Source organism: Burkholderia sp. LMU1-1-1.1 (assembly GCF_040675865.1).
Lineage (GTDB): Bacteria > Pseudomonadota > Gammaproteobacteria > Burkholderiales > Burkholderiaceae_D > Rugamonas.
The window spans coordinates 187,315-204,031 of sequence record NZ_JBEGHG010000007.1; the positions used below are offsets into that span (position 1 = coordinate 187,315).

Consider the following 16,717-nt stretch of genomic DNA (forward strand, 5'->3'; position numbering starts at 1 on the left):
CAGGCCATCCTACTTTTGCGGCAACGGATCGTACCAGTACGCCTTGGTCGACAGCGGCGTGCGCGGCGGCAGAAAAGGATTGTCCAGCCTGAAAATCCGGCGCTTACGCAATCCCACCTTCTCGATCAAGCCATCGTACGCCTGGTGGAACAGCAGGTCCAGGCGCCCGTCGGCGGCGATCAATTGCATGCCGTATTCGAGCCGGGCGGCCAATCGCTGCTGGCTCGGGGAGATAAAGAAATAACGCGCCAGCGGCATGTACAACGCCAGATCCGTCTCGACGGCCAGCGCCGGGAAATCCGCCGCGAAGGCATCGCGCTCGAACAACGCCTCCTCTATCGCGCGCGGAAAGTAGACAAAGCGCTGGGCCGCCAGCATCGCGTGCAGGCCGGCGGTCGAGGGGCCGTCCACGACGTCGAAGCCGGCGTTGCGCAATACCGCCGTGGCGCTCCACTGCCGCCCCGACCCCACCGGCAGCACCTGCAACTGCTGCACCGTCGTCACGGCGCTGAACTGCGCCTGGCGGCGGCCGTCGATCAGGAAAATGCGATAGCCGGAAAACCCCTTGTCGAGCGGAATGCGGATCGGAATCAGCCTGCGCTCCCATTCCACCGACGTGATCTGCGCGGTCAGGTTGACCAGATCGCCCCTGACCATTTCCAGCATCATGCGGTCGCGCTCCATGACGTGCTTCGAGGTACTCAGTTCGAACGGGCCGTATTTGGCGCTCGACGCCTCCAGCGCCGCCGTCAACACCGCGAGCGCATAACGGTCACGATAGTCGGGGTTGCCGAAGACATGGTCGAGCAGATAGGTGTCGAGCGCGCGCGCCGGCTGTGCCCAGCCAAACAGCGCCAGCATCGACACCAACAGCGCGCGGCGGATCAGACGGCGGGCGCGCCCGTCATCCTGCCGATCCGACTTCTGAACAATTGCCGTATTCATCTTGGCCATTGTAGCGAGTTCCTGGCGCCGCCATGGAACCGATGAGCGAACCCGGCAAGAATGGCTTACTTGTGCGGGAACGGATCGTACCAATACGCCTTGTTGGCCAGCGGCGTCTGCGGCGACAGCAGAGGATTGTCCAGCTTGAAGACGCGGCGTTTGCGCAGCGCCACTTTCTCGATCACGCCATCGTAGGCCTGGTGAAACATCTTATCGAAGCTGCCATCGGCGACCAGCAAATTCAGACCGTATTCCAGCCGCTGCGCCAGTCGCTGGTAGCCGGGCGCGACAAAGAAATAGCGCGGCAACGGCATATAAACGACCATGCCGCTCTCGATGGCCAGCGCCGGGAAGGCCGCCACATGACTCTCGTACTCGAAGACCACCTCGTCCACCCCGCGCGGAAAATGCACGAAGCGGTTCACCGCCAGCATGCTGTGCAGGTTGTCGGTCGAATTGCCAGGCACCACGTCGAAGCCGGCGCCGCTGTACACCGCCGTCGAGCTCCACTGTCGCCCGGCCCCCAAAGACAAGGCCTTCAACTGGGACATGCTGGTGATCGCATTGAACTGCGCCTGGCGGTTGCCATTGATCAGCGAGATCCGATAGCTGGATAGCCCCTTGTCGATCGGGACACGAATGGGTATCAGCTTGCGCTCCCATTCCGGCGAGGAGATTTGCGCGCTCAGGTTAACCAGCTTGCCGCGGACCATTTCCAGCATCAGGCGGTCGCGCTCCATGACCATCGGCGAAACATGGAGTTCGTAAGGACCATATTTGGCGCTGGACGCCTGCAACGCCGCCCGCAGCACCTGCAAGGCGTGACGATCGCGGTAATTGGGCCGGCTGAAGTTGAAGTCTATCGTATAGGAATCGACCGCCCCGGCGTGCAGCGGAACGCCACACAGCGCCAGCATCGCCCATACCGCCAGCCCGCGCCAGCCCCCCCGGCGGGCGATCCCAAGCGCCCCGTCACCAAGCTTATGGTGCGTTTTTTTAACAAATGCCATGTTCATTTCGGCATTGTAACGGCTTTCCGGCCACTTGCTGCCGTGAGACAACAGCGAGCCGGGAAGCCGGTGGCGGCGCCACACCCATTTGTTCAGGCGGCGAAAGGCTCGCCGGCTTTACGGCGCCGCGCCAGCGCCACCACGCCCAGTCCGGCAGCCATCATCAGCCAGGTCGATGGCTCGGGCACCGGTGCGGCCAGGGGTACGGGACCGACACTGGCAAGGTTGTCGAACACCCGAGTCGTCACCGTGCCGGCCACGGCACTGCTGGTCGATGGCGACCAGTACAACTGCAGCAGGCTGCCGGAAGCGGGATCGCCGTTGCCCAACAGCGTGGTCTGGTCAGAGCCATACAGGGACACGGAAAACGTCGACAACGAGCGATTGATCGCCGAGCCAACAGCACCGCTAAAGTCGATATCGAAACTGACCTTGCCGCCAAAATTCACCGCATGAAACAAGTCCGTTGAGCCAGGTAGATTGTTCATCATGTAACCATCAGAAAGCGAGCCCGTCACTGCACCGGTCAGTTCCGGCATGCTGGAGGCATCAAATCCAACAAAGTTCGACAGTTCCGCAGTGGCAAGCGACACCTGGCTGCTGGACGTCGTAAACATGAGATCGGCCCAACCCTTGCCGCCGAAGGAAGACGTATCGATTTCGACATGCAGCGTCTCGGCTGCGGCCATGCTGCCTGCGCTTCCCAGTGCCAAGGCCAGCAGGATGCGATTCAAGGTATTGCTCAGTTGTTTGCGAAACATGGGAACTCCTTAGTGATGATTAACGTTAGAACAAAAGCCACCCGGTGGCGATGGATTACCAATAGGGAACTCTAATTCCCTTTATGTAATTTATCATGTTGGTAACGTTGTCTAATCCAATAACTAAGGGGTGTTCATGCCGGTTCTAATTTATCGAGACAACAAAAGTATCAAAATGAAAATAAAAAGCGGCCCAGGCTAAAAGCCGGGACCGCTTGATGCGTGAGGATGCCGTGCTAATGTTGACGCCGGCCTTTCCGACTTAGAATGTGCCGCTGAAAATCTTTGCGTCGTAACTGACCGTCACTTTGGCCGGATTTGTAACGAGTAACGGTATCGTCACCGACTCGTCCGGCGCCAGGCCTTCCGGAACCGTGATGTAAGGCGCGCCATCATGGCTGCCAGTTGCATTGACCAACGTCACGCCTGCGGTCAAATTATCGAGTTGCAGGTGCAGCGGACCCTTCAATGGAATGCTGCCGGTATTGGTCAGCACGAAGTTACCCGCGTATTTTCCCGTCGAACGGTTCAGTATCAAACCATAGGCGGTCGTGCGGATGTAGCCGGTGACATCGATATATGTCGGCGTCGGCGGCGCTACAGTGAGCTTCACCGTTACCGTCCGGACCACGCTCTTGACGCCATCGGCCTGCGCATCCAGATCGATCACGCCGTCGGTATAACCGCTCAGCATGTAGTTCCAATTACCCTGGGCATCGGCGACGACGCTTACCGCAGCCATCCAGCCGGTGCTGCGGTTCGAGGCGGTCACCAAGACAGTCGAGCCCGGCGCGGCGGTCCCCGTCAATGGCAACTCCGTTTTCGTCCAGCTCGTTGCGGGGATCACGATGGTCGGGGTAATGCCATCCGTAATCGTCACGGACACCTCCGCCGGCTGCACCACGCTGTAGTTAGGATCTTCGCTGGTGACCGTGTGGACGATGGTTGCGGTATGTTTGCCTTCGGTAACGCCATCTGCTACAGCCTGGACACTGATGACTTGCGGCGTGCTCCAGTTAGTCCCCGTAAAGGTCAGTTCCTTGCGCGCCAAAGTAAGCTGCGCGCTGGTGCCGGCCTCGATTTTGACATCCGCATCCGGCGCTTGGGTTAGTGACAGGGTATAGGTGCCTGCGTTGCCGCCCTCAGTCAAGGTCAGCTGATTGGCCGACAGGATCACTCCCGGTGCCACGCCCAAGTCGGCGATGGTTACCGACTGGAATCCGCGCGTGTTGTTGCCCGTAAACACAACATAACGCCCATCCGTCGAGAAGCGCGGCGGCCCATAGGCCTGCACTCCAGTCTCGACGATCTTGCGCGTGACCTTGGTCGTGCGATCGTAGACATACATGATGCCAGCTTGCACATAGCCAACATAACGCCCGTTGCCACTGACACCCGCGTGTGTTACCGATGAATTAATGACATTACTCACCATTTCGGTTTTGCCAGCCTTGCGATCTCGCACATACACGCCGCTGAACGTCGAGAGCGGCGCCGTGGCCGCTAATCCCTTATCCGTGGACATGAACGCGACTACTGACCCGTCGTCGCTCATCGTCACCTCGGAAGTACTTACTGTTGACCGGGTGCCATCCGGTTTTACGTCCACCGCTTCCGTCACGCCGGTCACCCGATCATAAACCGAGACTTTTAGTGCGCCGCCGCCGGTGTCGCGGCCGGTATACGCGATGTAACGGCCATCCTTGCTGATCGACAGCCGATAATTACTTGCCTGCACCATTTGTGCATTGGTAAGACTAGTGGTCTTGTTGATAAGATCCCGCACGTAGATCTTATAGATACTTTGTAAACTCGTCGTACGAAACGCTACAAAGCGACCATCGGCACTGATCCCGGTGCCGATGTTAGCTGGCCTATCATCGCCTGTATCGGGAATCATCTGCGTAGAATTTGTCTCCCGGTCATAGACGTAGTAAGCCCTACCATTGGGCGTGCTGCCCATGGACAAGGCCGTGCAATTAAACACGACATAACGGCCCGTTGCGCTCATCGATGGAACTTGGCAATTCGAGTCACTTGGCGCAGGAACACCGGCAAGTGTTAAATTCGCTTGGACCCGCTGGCCAGTGACCAGATCCTGAATATATAGATTCGAGGGCGTTGCCGTAGACGAATTCCGCGGCTGAAGCTGGAACGAGACGTAGCGTCCATCGGCGCTGATGTTGGCGTTTGTCTCAACCGTGGACATTTCGAACGGGATGCTTTGGATGGCGATGTCAGGCGCAGCCCTTACCGCTCCCGCCGCGACGAGACTCGCCGCTAGCAGGCCGCTGGCTATAATTTTGATATTCATTATGATGGCCTTCAAAGAGTCATTTCGGGTGGAATCTGAATTCCACGTGGAAATATTATTATATGGCAATAATATGCGAAATAATCATCTTTGAATAATTTACAACAGCCCATGCCGAGATGAGCTGCGCAGCGGCGAGCTCAGTCCCCGCTTGGCGCCGGATAACTCACTTCCAGAATCTCCAGCTCCTCCACGCCGTGCGGCGCCTGGAAGGTGATGACATCCCCCTCGCGCGCCTTGGTCAGCGCGCGCGCCACCGGCGCCACCCAGCTGATCTTGCCGTTCAGCGGGTCGAGCTCGTCGATGCCGACGATGGTGATCGTGCGGGTCTCGTCGTTCTGGTTGCAGTAGGTGACGGTGGCGCCGAAGAAGATCTGGTCGCTGCCATGGTGCACGCTGGGATCGACGATGGCCGCCGAATCCATGCGCTTGGTGAGGAAACGGATGCGCCGGTCGATCTCGCGCAGGCGGCGCTTGCCGTAGATATAGTCGCCGTTCTCGGAGCGGTCGCCGTTCGAGGCCGCCCAGTGCACGATGCGCACCACCTCCGGCCGGTCGACGTCGATCAGCTGCAGCAGCTCGTCCTTGATGCGCTGGTAGCCCGCCGGCGTGATGTAGTTCTTCGACCCGGCCGGGATGGCCAGCGCCAGCGCGGCGGCTTCCTCGTCGTCGTCCCCGTCCGATTCTTTGACAAATGCTTTATTCATACGGGCCATTGTACCCCCTGTAACGCACCCCGCCACGCCGCACGACAGCCGACATTCCCCGCGCCGGCCCTGCTTTCACGTATCATGCTGTCAGAGGAACAACATAACAAACAATGAAACCCTTCCGACGATACGCACGCAGACTGTTCGCGCCGCTGGTGTATCTGGCCGCCGTGTTGCTGCTGCTGGAAGACTGGCTCTGGACGCTCGGTGCGCGCCTGATGGAAAAGCTCACCGCGTGGCCGCCGCTGCACCGGCTCGAGGCGTGGATTTGCCGCCTGGGGCCGTACGCCGCGCTGGTGCTGTTCGCCTTGCCGGCGGTGCTGCTGTTTCCCGTCAAGCTGCTGGCGCTGTGGGCGATGGGAAACGGCCACGCGATGACCGGCTTGCTGGTCATCATCGCTGCCAAGGTCGTCGGCGCGGCGGCCGTGGCGCGGTTGTATCTGCTCACGCGCCCGGTACTGCTGACCATCCTCTGGTTTGCCCGGCTGCTGCACTGGTTCCTGGATTTAAAACAGCGCTGGATAGCGAGCCTGCGCGCCACCGCCGCCTGGCGCCGGGTCGACGCCTTGGCGGCCAGGCTGCGACGCTGGCGCCAGACGCTGCCGATGCCGGCGCCCGGCAGCTGGACGGCGCGCTTTCGCCGGCTGCTGAAACGTTTCCGCGCGCGCTGGCGCGCATGATCCCGACACCATGATCGACGGCTTACCCATGAACGCACCTTCCGACAATTCCCACGACAGCGCGGCGCTGGCGGCCGAGCTGGCCGAGATGCGCGCGCGCTTCGACGCCATCGTCTCCAACACGCCCGGCCTGGTCTACCAGTTCGTGCTGCACGCCGACGGCGACGTCTCCTTCCCCTACCTGAGCGACGGCTGCCTGGCCCTGCTCGGCGTGACGGCGCCCGAGCTGCACGCCGAGCCGGGACGCTTCCTCGACCTGATCCTGCCCGACGACCGCCGCTCCTACCGCGACGCCATGCAGGCATCGGCGTCGGCGATGTGGAGCTGGAACTGGGAAGGCCGCATCTGGGTCGACGCCTGGAAGGACGTCAAATGGATCAACCTGCGCGCCACGCCGCATGCGCTGCCCGGCGGCGACGTGCGCTGGGACGGCATGATGACCAACATCACCGAGAGCAAACTGGAACAGATGGAGGTGCGCCAGTCGCGCGCCCGCCTCGCCGAGCTGAGCGCCCACACCGACCGCGTCAAGGAACAGGAGCGCACCCGCATCGCCCGCGAGATCCACGATGAACTGGGCGGCAACCTGACCGCGATCAAGATGGCGCTGGCCATGCTGGCGGCCCGCCTCGACGACGCCGATCCGGCGCTGCGTGAAAAAACCGACTACGTCGACGCGCTGGTCGACCGCACCATCGACGCCGTGCACCGTATTTCGCTCGACCTGCGCCCCGCCCTGCTGGACCTGGGCCTGGTGGCGGCGCTGGAGTGGCAGGTCAAGGAGTTCGAGAAGCAGGCCGGCGTGCCGAGCGCCTTTTGCGCCAACCAGCGCGACATCGCGCTCGACAACGACCAGGCCACCGCGCTGTTCCGCATCGCCCAGGAGGCGCTGACCAACATCGCCAAGCACGCCAACGCCACGCGGGTGACGGTCAAGCTGGCGCGGTTGCGGCACCACGTGTCGCTCAAAATCACCGACAACGGGCGCGGCATCCGCCAGGCCGACCGCGCCAAGGCGGCCTCGTTCGGCCTGCGCGGCATGGCCGAACGGGCCCGCGCATTGGGCGGAACGTTAACGCTGAGCCACGCCGCCGGGGGCGGAACCGTGGTCGCCATCAAGATTAAACAAGATACCGCGCGCGAAACCCTCATCGCGGCGGCGGCCGGCACTACAATAGCTGGAGAAAATATTGCTGCTGTGAAATAATGTCACGGCGGGTATTCAGAAAGCGTAGAGAAAACAACAATGAACGAGAAAGCCATCATCAAGGTCTTCATCGCCGACGACCACGCCATCGTGCGGGAGGGCTTGAAACAAATCCTGGCCGAGACGCGCGACATCGTCGTGGCGGGCGAGGCCGAGAACGGCCTCGACGCCGTCAAGCTGTTCCGCAAGTCCGAGTGCCAGGTGATGCTGCTCGACATTTCGATGCCGGACCGCAGCGGCATCGAGGTGCTCAAACAGATCAAGAAGGAAAAGCCGGAGCTGGCGGTGCTGATGCTGTCGATGCACCGCGAGGACCAGTACGCGATCCGCTCGCTCAAGGCCGGCGCCTCCGGCTACCTGACCAAGCAGAGCGCGCCGCGCGAGCTGGTGACGGCGATCCGCCAGGTGGCCGGCGGCCTCAAGTACATCAGCCCGGCGCTGGCGCAGGAGCTGGCCAACCACGTCGGCGAGGACCACGAGGCGCCGCCCCACGACAGCTTGTCGGACCGCGAATACCAGACCTTGACGATGATCGCCTCGGGCAAGACGGTGGGCATGATCGCCAAGGAACTGTCGCTGTCGGTCAAGACCGTAAGCGAATACCGCGCGCGCCTGCTGGTCAAGATGAAACTGAAGAATAGTGCCGAATTGACGCACTATGCGATCAAAAACCAACTGATCGAGTAATCGGGCGCGGGCGCGCCGGCGGCGCGGGTAAGATAGTGGGTGATCGATGAGCTGAACGCGCACCAAGGCATGGTTGACGGATTGCACATATTTAATGCCCTGATGAAAGGCGTCTTCCGCCCCCTTCTCCGGGCATTGCCATTCCAGACACGGTCTTATCATGGTGTAATCAGAAAACCTTTTAAAAGGCCGCGTGTCATATATGTCCAAACCACCCACTCCCGAGCAGAATCCGGCCGACATCGCGCGCGAGGCGTTCAAGCGCCTGGCCGTGCGGCGCATCGCGCCGACGCCGGAAGCGTACCGGGATATCTATAACGAGATCGCCGGCATCACCGAGCCGGCCGCCGCACCGGCGGCGCCGGTGGTCAGCGTCGATCCCGGCCCGGAATCGGTGCTGAGCCAGTTCGCCACGCGCCTGACCGAAAACACCGGCGACCTGGCCGAGTTCGGCCGCCGCTTCAACCGCGCCGTCAAGACGCGCGACTGGGAAGGCTACGCCAAAACCCTGTCGCAGCTGGTCGAGCGCCACTTCGTCGCCAGGAAGGGCATCGACTTGGTGGGCGCCGGCGCCGACGACGAACAAAGCCGCGTGCTGCGCGACCTGCTGAGCCGCACCCTGACCTTCGCCGTCGCCTCGCTGCTGAGCGGCGCGCCGGTGCTCGTGGCCGAGGCCGAATCCCTGGGCGCGGCCACCAAACTGGCCCACAGCGAGGAGGCGCTGGCCGAGATCGGCCTGCGGCTGAAACAATTGTGCTTCCAGATCGAGCTGCGCGGCGGCGACAGCGGCGAGCAGCAGGAATTGCTGCTGCGCCTGTTCAAGCTGCTGCTGGAGAACGTCAGCGAACTGCTCGACGACGACAGCTGGCTGCGCGGCCAGATCGAATCGGTGCAAAACCTGATCGCCGGCCCGCTCGACGTGCGCGCGCTGGAGGAAGCCACGCGCAGCCTCAAGGAAGTCATCTATAAGCAGGGCCAGCTCAAGCACAGCCTGTCGGACGTCAAGCTCACCGTCAAGAACATGATGATGACCTTTATCGACCGCCTCGGCCAGGTCGCCGCCTCGACCGGCGACTTCCACGAGAAGATCGGCGGCTACTCGGAAAAGATCAGCAAGGCCGACAACATCTCAGAGCTCAACAGCATCCTCGACGAGGTGCTCAAGGAAACCCGCCTGGTGCAGAGCGAGGCGCTGAAGGCGCGCGACAAGATGGTGCTGGCGCGCCAGGAGGTGCAGGACGCCGAGACGCGCATCCACGCGCTCGAGGCCAAGCTGCAGCATTTGAGCGAGCTGGTGCGCGAGGACCAATTGACCGGCAGCCTCAATCGCCGGGGCCTGGACGACGTCTTCGAGCGCGAGACCGCCCGCGCCGACCGCCGCGGCACGCCGCTGTGCATCGCCATCCTCGACCTGGACGATTTCAAAAAGCTCAACGACACCTACGGCCACATCGCCGGCGACGCCGCGTTGAAGCACCTGGTCAAGATCGTCAAGGACACCCTGCGCTCGATGGACGTGATCGCCCGCTTCGGCGGCGAGGAATTCCTGATCCTGATGCCGGAGACCTCGGTCGAGGCCGCCGCCACGACGATGACGCGCCTGCAGCGCGAGCTGACCAAGCACTTCTTCCTGCACGATAACGAGAAGGTCTTGATCACGTTCTCGGCCGGGGTGGCGTTGCGCCGTCCCAACGAGGAGCAGACCGAACTGGTCAAGCGCGCCGACAAAGCGATGTACACTGCCAAGCAGACCGGGAAGAACCGGGTGGTGATCGCCGACTAGTGGTTGATTCGACCACAAACGGGCGCCCGGCCCGCCGCAAACACCCAAGCCCGGCCTTCGCCGGGCTTTTTTTCGCCTAAAACACGGTGAAAAATAATTATTTTGGCCCTAAAGATTCCGGATTCGCGGTCGTTTAAGCGGGCACATGGAGCGAACTTGAGGGCGGAAAATGAAAATTTCCTGCTGTTTCCCACCCTAAATTTTCCCACAGGGCAACCGTTAATCATTACAACAGCGGTTTGATTGTCTCGGAACAGGGAGACAGACCAAAGTGAAATGAGCACCTAGCCCAAATCGAAGTATCCTGGAGAATCATCATGGCACAAGTCATCAATAGCAATATTTCCTCGCTGAACTCGCAACGTAACCTGAGCACCTCGCAAGCTTCCCTGTCGACCTCGTTGCAGCGTCTGTCTTCCGGTCTGCGCATCAACAGCGCCAAGGACGACGCCGCCGGTCTGGCCATTTCCGAGCGCTTCACGTCGCAGATTCGCGGTAACCAAACGGCTGCGCGTAACGCCAACGACGGTATCTCGCTGGCTCAAACGGCCGAGGGTGGCTTGAGCACTGCTGGCGATCTGCTGCAACGTATCCGCGAACTGGCTGTCCAGTCCGCCAACGGCACCAACTCCGATTCGGACCGCGCGTCGATCCAGAACGAGGTGTCGTCGCTGTCGCAAGAGCTGGACCGCGTCGCCAACACCACCCAGTTCAACGGCCAGAACGTGCTGGACGGTTCGCTGACCTCGGCCCAGTTCCAGGTCGGCGCCAACTCGGGCCAGACCATCAACGTCGGCGTGCAATCCGCCAAAGCAACCGATCTGGGCAACAACGTCCTGAAATCGGCGACCGGCGGCACTCTCACCACCGCGCTGTCGCAAGCGAGCGTCAACGCCACTGGCACCAACAACATCAGCACCGACGAAACGTTGACCATCACGTCCGGCAAGGGCGTTGCCACCAAAATCACTGTCAAAGGTCCTGACGCCGCTGCCGTTCCACCGAAAGTGGAAGGCGACAGTGCCGCCAAGATCGCTCAGAACATCAACGCCCAGAGCGGCTCGACCGGTGTCACGGCCAAAGCGTCGACCACTGCGACCATCGCCGGCATCGCCAACGGCGCGGTGGCTTTCGAACTGCGCGGCGCCAACTCGGTGGCCAACGACCCGACCTCCAAGCCAATTACCATCACGGCCAAGGTTGTCGGTGGCGACCTGTCGGCGCTGGCCCAGGCCATCAATTCGCAGAGCGGCACAACCGCTGTGACCGCATCGATCAAGAAAGATGGCGCTGGTGTCGCATCGCTGGTGCTGAACAACGCCAACGGCGACGACATCAGCGTCAGGAACACGTCGACCGATGCGGCCGGCGGCCTGGCCCTCGCTACGATCTCTGGCGCGCCCACCCCGGCGAATGGCACCGCGGCTGCTGTTGACGCCAATCCCCAGACGATCGGGGCAGGTACCGTCGATGGCGCCGGCGTACCTAACGGTAACTTCGCCGTCGTGGGCGGCAAACTCGATTTTTCGTCGGACACCGGCTTCTCGATCAAGTCGACCGGCACCGCCGTGCTCGGCGGCACCGCCGGCGACTCGGTCGGTTCGGATCTGCAATCGGTCGCCAAACTCGACGTCAGCACCGTCGAAGGCTCGAACGCGGCACTGAAAACCATCGATTCGGCGCTGAACCAGATCAACAGCAACCGCGCGGCGCTCGGTGCGATCCAGAACCGTTTCGCCTCGACCATCGCCAACCTGAACACGACCACGGAAAACCTGTCGGCTTCCCGTAGCCGTATCCAGGATACCGACTTCGCCGCAGAAACCGCGAATATGACCCGCGGCCAGATCCTGCAACAGGCCGGTACCGCGATGCTGGCGCAAGCCAACTCGCTGCCGAACGGCGTGCTGTCGCTGCTGCGTGGTTAAGATCCGGGGATGGGTTGACGTCGTACCGTCACTCTGACTAGGTTCCCCGGCTGATCTTTGTCAGCCGGGGATTTTTCGTAAAGGAAACCATCATGACTATCGATACCATAGGCTCCCCCACCCCGGCGCGCCAGGCCGATCGGGCGTCCAGCGGCAGCGATGCGGCTATGTCGCTCGGCGCCCCACGCGCTCCGGCCACCACCGTCGAAACGGCCGCCGCCGTCAAGGGTCCGGCCAACGTGCCCAGTTCCGAGCAGCTCAAGGAAGCCGTGTCACAGCTCAACAAGGCCTCCCAAGACAAGACGCAAGGCCTGGAGTTCTCGATCGACAACGACAGCAAGCGCACCGTCGTCAAGGTAATCGACCAGACCACCAAGGAAGTGTTGCGCCAGATTCCGACCCAGGAAGCATTGGAAATCGCCAAGGCGCTGGAATCGAAATCCAGCACAGCCGGCTTGCTGATCCAGCAAACCGCATGAAGCGGCCGCGCCGAGCGCGCGCCGCTTTTTCTTCTTTTCAGGCATGCTTCTTTGAGGCAATGACCAGCATTTCCCCTCGCGCCGACATGGTTGGCGCCCGCCGACGCGGCTCTGCCACCTGTTTTTCCGCTTTGCCCGAACAGGCCGGTAATCTCCCCTCTCAAGTCCGGTTTGATTCTGCCGATATTGTCTTATATTATTGCTTTACTTAGGAGCGCATTGTGGCCATCTCATCCCCCGGCATCGGCTCGAATCTTCCGGTCAATGACATCATCAGCAAGCTGATGGTGGCGGAGTCGGCGCCGCTGACCCAGTTCGACAAGAAGTCGGCCAGCTATCTGGCGCAGGTGTCGGCGTTCGGCAATCTGTCGAGCGCGCTCGGCGCCTTCCAGTCCTCGCTGTCGAGCCTGACGTCGCTGAGCGGCTTCCAGACCATGTCGACGACGCCGGGCGACGCCTCCATTTTCACCGCCACCGCCACCAGCAGCGCCAAACCGGGCAGCTACCGCGTCAACGTCACCCAGATCGCCCAGGCCCAGGTGCTGGCCTCCAACGGCTACAAATCGGTCACGTCGGCCATTGGCCTGGGCACCAAGACCACCATCAATTTCTCGCTCGGCACGGTCAGCGGCGGCGCCTTCGGCATCACCGGCGGCGCGCTCGGCGCCAGCCTGACCACCGGCGGCCTGACGCCGGGCGCGCTGAGCATCAACGGCACCGCGATCGCCACCGACGGCACCACGCGCAGCGCGCGTCTGCTGGCCGACGCCATCAACGCCAAGAGCACCACCACCGGCGTCTCCGCCAAGGCCGCTGCCACCGTCACCAGCGCCACCCTGTTCGGCGCCGCCGGCGCCTCGAGCTTCGGCCAGGTCGACACCAGCGGCGGCGGCACCTATTCGCTGTCCGTGGGCGGCGTGGAAATCGCCGTCCAGGCCACCGGCGTGGCCGGCGGCGCCGGCGTGACGGCAGCGTCGATCGACGCTGCCCTGACCGGCAACACGGCCACCGCGCGCGCGCTGGCCGACGCCAACATCACCTACACCGGCAGCGCCGCCGACGGCACTTTGCAATTCACCAATGCCGACGGCAGCAACATCGCCATCGCCGAAGCCGTCTCCGGCACGGTGACGGGCGGCATCGGCAACAGCGGCGCGGCCAACATCGGTTCGAGTACCACGGCGGTCGGTGCGATTTCGCTGGTGTCGGCAGATGGCAGCCCGATCAAGGTCGGCGGCACCAATCCGGAAGGCGCCGGCCTGACCGCCGGCACCGGCGGCGCCTACCTGGGCGCCGACTTCGCGGCCGACGCCGACCGCACCAGCGGCAACATCGTCATCGACAGCACCAACAACTCGTTGTCGGGCATCCGGGACGCCATCAACAAAGGCAATTTCGGCGTCACCGCCAGCATCGTCTCGGACGGTTCGACCGGCGCCAACGCCACCCCGAACCGCCTGATCCTGACGTCCACCGCTACCGGCCAGAGCTCGACGATGAAAATCACGCTGTCCGGTTCCGGCGGCGACCCGGCCGATCCGGCGCTGGAGAGCTTGCTGGCCTATGATCCCAAGGGCGTGCAGAACCTGAGCCAGAAGGCGGCAGCCTCGGACACCAAGGCCACCGTCAACGGCATCGACGTCACCAGCTCCAGCCTCGGCATCTCGGGCGCGATCGAGGGTGTGACCATCAGCACGCTCAAGGTCGGCTCGTCGACGTTGACGGTGTCCAAGGACAGCGGGGCCTTGACCAATTCCGTCAACGGTTTCGTTAAGGCGTACAACGAACTGAACACCCAGATGACCGCGCTGGGCGGCTACAACGCCGACACCAAGACCGGCGGCCCGCTGCTCGGCGACCCGACCTTGCGCAATCTGCAATCGTCGATCCGCGCCCAATTGTCCAGCACCATCACCGGGCTGCAAGGCACCAGCCTGACGAATCTATCGCAAATCGGCATCGCGTTCCAGAAGGACGGCACCCTGTCCCTGGACACCTCGAAGCTGCAAAAGGCTATCGACAACAACTACAACGATATCGCCGGCCTGTTCGCGGCGGTCGGGCGCAGTACCGATCCCGACGTGAAATTCGTCAGCTCCAGCCCCAAGACCAAGGCCGGCGATTACGCGGTCAATATCACGCAGCTGGCCACCAAGGGCACGTTGCAAGGCACCGCCGCGCTGCCGCCCGAAACCACGATCGACGCCGGCACCACCTGGACCATCACGCTCAACGACACCGTGCCGGCCACGCTGGCCAACACGCAAACGGTGAGCATTCCGGCCGGCACCTACAACCCGAGCCAATTGGCCACCATGCTGCAGTCGGCGATCAACGGCGTGAGCCAGTTCTCCACCGCCGGCGCGACCGTGGCGGCCACGATCGGCGATGACGGCAAGCTCAAGCTTGAATCGACGCGCTACGGTTCCAAATCGAACATCACCGTCTCGAGCGACACCGGCAGCCCGGTCTCCACCGTTTTCGGCGGCGGCGCTTCGGTCAAGGGGGTCGACGTGGCCGGCACCATCGGCGGGCTCACGGCCACCGGTGACGGCCAGACCCTCACCGGCGCCCCCGGCGGCGACGTCGACGGACTGAAACTGACGGTGGCGGGCGACACCATCGGCTCGCGCGGCACCTTCGGCTTCTCCCAAGGCTATGCCTACCAGCTCAACACGCTGGCGGCCGGCTACTTGGGCGCCCAGGGCGCGCTGTCCAGCCGCACCACCGGCCTGAATAAAACCGTGGCCGACATCACCAAGCAGCGCGACGCCTTCAGCGTGCGCCTGGTCGATATCGAGGCGCGCTATCGCAAGCAGTATTCGGCGCTCGATGTCCTCATTTCCAACATGAACACGACGACGTCGTTTTTGACGCAACAGTTGGCGGCCCTTTCGGCCAACAGCTAACGCGAACCCATACACAGGAGACGGAATATGTTCGGATCTCGACACACTGGCGTGCATGCCTATGCCAACGTTGGCATGGAAACAGGCGTTGTGGCCGCCAGCCCCCACAAGCTGATCGTCATGCTGTTCGACGGCGCGCTGGTCGCGCTGAGCACGGCGTTGAACGGCATGCGCAGTGGAAACATCGCCGAGAAGGGCAAATCGATCTCCAAAGCCATCATGATCATCGACAGCGGCCTGCGCGCCGCGCTCGACAAAAAGGCCGGCGGCGAGATCGCCGAGGGGCTCGACGCGCTGTACGAGTACATGAGCGGCCGCCTGGTGACGGCCAACATCACCAATGAGCCGGCGATCCTGGAGGAAGTGCAGCGCCTGCTCATCGAACTGCGCGACGCCTGGAACGCCATCGCCGACACCCCCGCCGCCACCGGCATCAAACAACCCAACCTCGCGAGCGCCTGATCCATGATGACGAGCCAAGAAATTTTATCCGTGTACGCCGCCATGGCCGCCCTGACCGAGCAGATGGTGCAGGCCGCCACCCGCAGCGATTGGGACATGCTGGTGCTGCTCGAGGAGCGCGTGGCCGTCCACGTGCAATCGCTGCGCGAGCAGGAGGCGCCGCAACCGATGCGTGGCGCCGAGCGCGAGCGCAAGATCGAACTGATACGCCAGATGCTCAACGCCGACCGCCAGATCCGCGACCTGACGATGCCGTGGATGGAGCAATTGTCCAAACTGATCAACTCGACGGGCACGGAACGGCGCGTGGTTAGCGCCTACGGCAGCGTTTAAAGCGGGCCGGCGTCATGCTGCCGCGCTTTGACGCCGCCGTCATGCCCGTCCGGCCGGCCGACGGCGTCGGCGCCGGCGCGGCCGTCGGCGACGACCGCCAGGCCCTCTTCCAGCGCGCGCTGCAGGGCATGGTCGGCAAGTCGGTGACGGCCGAGGTCATGTCCCGTTTCAACGACGGCAGCTCGCTGGTCAAGGTGGCCGACAACGCGGTGCGGATGATGTTGCCGCCCGGCGTCAACGTCGGCGACCAGGTGCCGCTGACGGTGCTGACCGCCTCGCCCCGTCCGACCTTCCAGCTCGGCACCGGCACGCCCGGCGCCTCCCCCACCGTGGTCTATAGCGAAGGCGCCGCCGATGGCGGCGAGGCCTTGTATTCGCCGTCGCTGCCGTCGCAGCAAGCGGCCGGCCAGCCCGCCGGCACCGGCCGTCCGCCGGCCGCCACCGTCCCCGGCCAGCCGGGCCAGGCGGAAGCGGGCGCCGCCGACCCGGACGCCGTTCCCGGCCAGGCG

At 63.0% G+C, this 16,717-nt stretch carries 14 protein-coding genes and 1 pseudogene; 10 read left to right on the forward strand and 5 right to left on the reverse strand.

What is annotated here, in order from left to right; genetic code table 11:
• Window positions 1–9: 9 nt before the first annotated feature.
• The 5 genes from MRBLMU1_RS08670 to greB all read right to left on the reverse strand — a co-directional run bounded on the left by MRBLMU1_RS08670 (window position 10) and on the right by greB (window position 5,737).
• Window positions 10–954, reverse strand: a complete 945-nt coding sequence (locus tag MRBLMU1_RS08670) for a hypothetical protein (RefSeq protein ID WP_363499746.1) — start codon at window positions 952–954, stop codon at window positions 10–12.
• Window positions 955–1,010: 56 nt separating this feature from the next.
• Complete coding sequence (locus MRBLMU1_RS08675) at window positions 1,011–1,955, reverse strand: hypothetical protein (RefSeq protein ID WP_363499748.1); 945 nt, start codon at window positions 1,953–1,955, stop codon at window positions 1,011–1,013.
• A 92-nt stretch (window positions 1,956–2,047) separates the two neighbouring features.
• Window positions 2,048–2,716: an NF038129 family PEP-CTERM protein gene (locus MRBLMU1_RS08680; protein WP_363499750.1), complete on the reverse strand. Its 669-nt coding sequence runs from the start codon at window positions 2,714–2,716 to the stop codon at window positions 2,048–2,050.
• A gap of 262 nt (window positions 2,717–2,978) precedes the next feature.
• Complete coding sequence (locus MRBLMU1_RS08685) at window positions 2,979–5,030, reverse strand: hypothetical protein (RefSeq protein WP_363499752.1); 2,052 nt, start codon at window positions 5,028–5,030, stop codon at window positions 2,979–2,981.
• Between the two features lie 140 nt (window positions 5,031–5,170).
• A complete protein-coding gene (greB, locus tag MRBLMU1_RS08690; protein WP_363499754.1) occupies window positions 5,171–5,737 on the reverse strand; it encodes a transcription elongation factor GreB in 567 nt (188 codons plus the stop codon).
• 113 nt (window positions 5,738–5,850) lie between these two features.
• Here greB and MRBLMU1_RS08695 point away from each other — a divergent pair, with 113 nt between their 5' ends.
• From MRBLMU1_RS08695 to MRBLMU1_RS08740, 10 genes and pseudogenes are all read left to right on the forward strand, one after another.
• Window positions 5,851–6,420 carry a hypothetical protein gene (locus tag MRBLMU1_RS08695; RefSeq protein WP_363499756.1) on the forward strand — a complete coding sequence of 190 codons (570 nt, stop codon included), beginning with the start codon at window positions 5,851–5,853 and terminating at the stop codon, window positions 6,418–6,420.
• Window positions 6,421–6,448: 28 nt separating this feature from the next.
• Window positions 6,449–7,627, forward strand: coding sequence for a sensor histidine kinase (locus MRBLMU1_RS08700; RefSeq protein WP_363499758.1), 1,179 nt, complete (start codon window positions 6,449–6,451; stop codon window positions 7,625–7,627).
• A 39-nt stretch (window positions 7,628–7,666) separates the two neighbouring features.
• Entirely contained in the window at window positions 7,667–8,314 is a 648-nt protein-coding gene (locus MRBLMU1_RS08705) for a response regulator transcription factor (protein ID WP_363499760.1), read from the forward strand.
• A gap of 202 nt (window positions 8,315–8,516) precedes the next feature.
• Window positions 8,517–10,097, forward strand: a complete 1,581-nt coding sequence (locus MRBLMU1_RS08710) for a GGDEF domain-containing protein (RefSeq protein WP_363499762.1) — start codon at window positions 8,517–8,519, stop codon at window positions 10,095–10,097.
• A 317-nt stretch (window positions 10,098–10,414) separates the two neighbouring features.
• On the forward strand, window positions 10,415–12,025 hold the full coding sequence (locus tag MRBLMU1_RS08715; protein ID WP_363499764.1) for a flagellin: 1,611 nt from the start codon (window positions 10,415–10,417) through the stop codon (window positions 12,023–12,025).
• Between the two features lie 92 nt (window positions 12,026–12,117).
• Window positions 12,118–12,504, forward strand: a complete 387-nt coding sequence (locus tag MRBLMU1_RS08720; protein ID WP_363499766.1) for a flagellar protein FlaG — start codon at window positions 12,118–12,120, stop codon at window positions 12,502–12,504.
• Window positions 12,505–12,725: 221 nt separating this feature from the next.
• The gene (gene fliD, locus MRBLMU1_RS08725) at window positions 12,726–15,413 is read left to right on the forward strand and encodes a flagellar filament capping protein FliD (RefSeq protein ID WP_363499768.1); all 2,688 of its coding nucleotides are present in this window, start codon (window positions 12,726–12,728) and stop codon (window positions 15,411–15,413) included.
• A 27-nt stretch (window positions 15,414–15,440) separates the two neighbouring features.
• On the forward strand, window positions 15,441–15,875 hold the full coding sequence (gene fliS, locus MRBLMU1_RS08730) for a flagellar export chaperone FliS (protein ID WP_363499770.1): 435 nt from the start codon (window positions 15,441–15,443) through the stop codon (window positions 15,873–15,875).
• Window positions 15,876–15,878: 3 nt separating this feature from the next.
• Window positions 15,879–16,208 carry a flagellar protein FliT gene (locus tag MRBLMU1_RS08735; protein ID WP_363499772.1) on the forward strand — a complete coding sequence of 110 codons (330 nt, stop codon included), beginning with the start codon at window positions 15,879–15,881 and terminating at the stop codon, window positions 16,206–16,208.
• A gap of 14 nt (window positions 16,209–16,222) precedes the next feature.
• Window positions 16,223–16,717, forward strand: a pseudogene (locus tag MRBLMU1_RS08740) (flagellar hook-length control protein FliK); the annotation flags it as partial.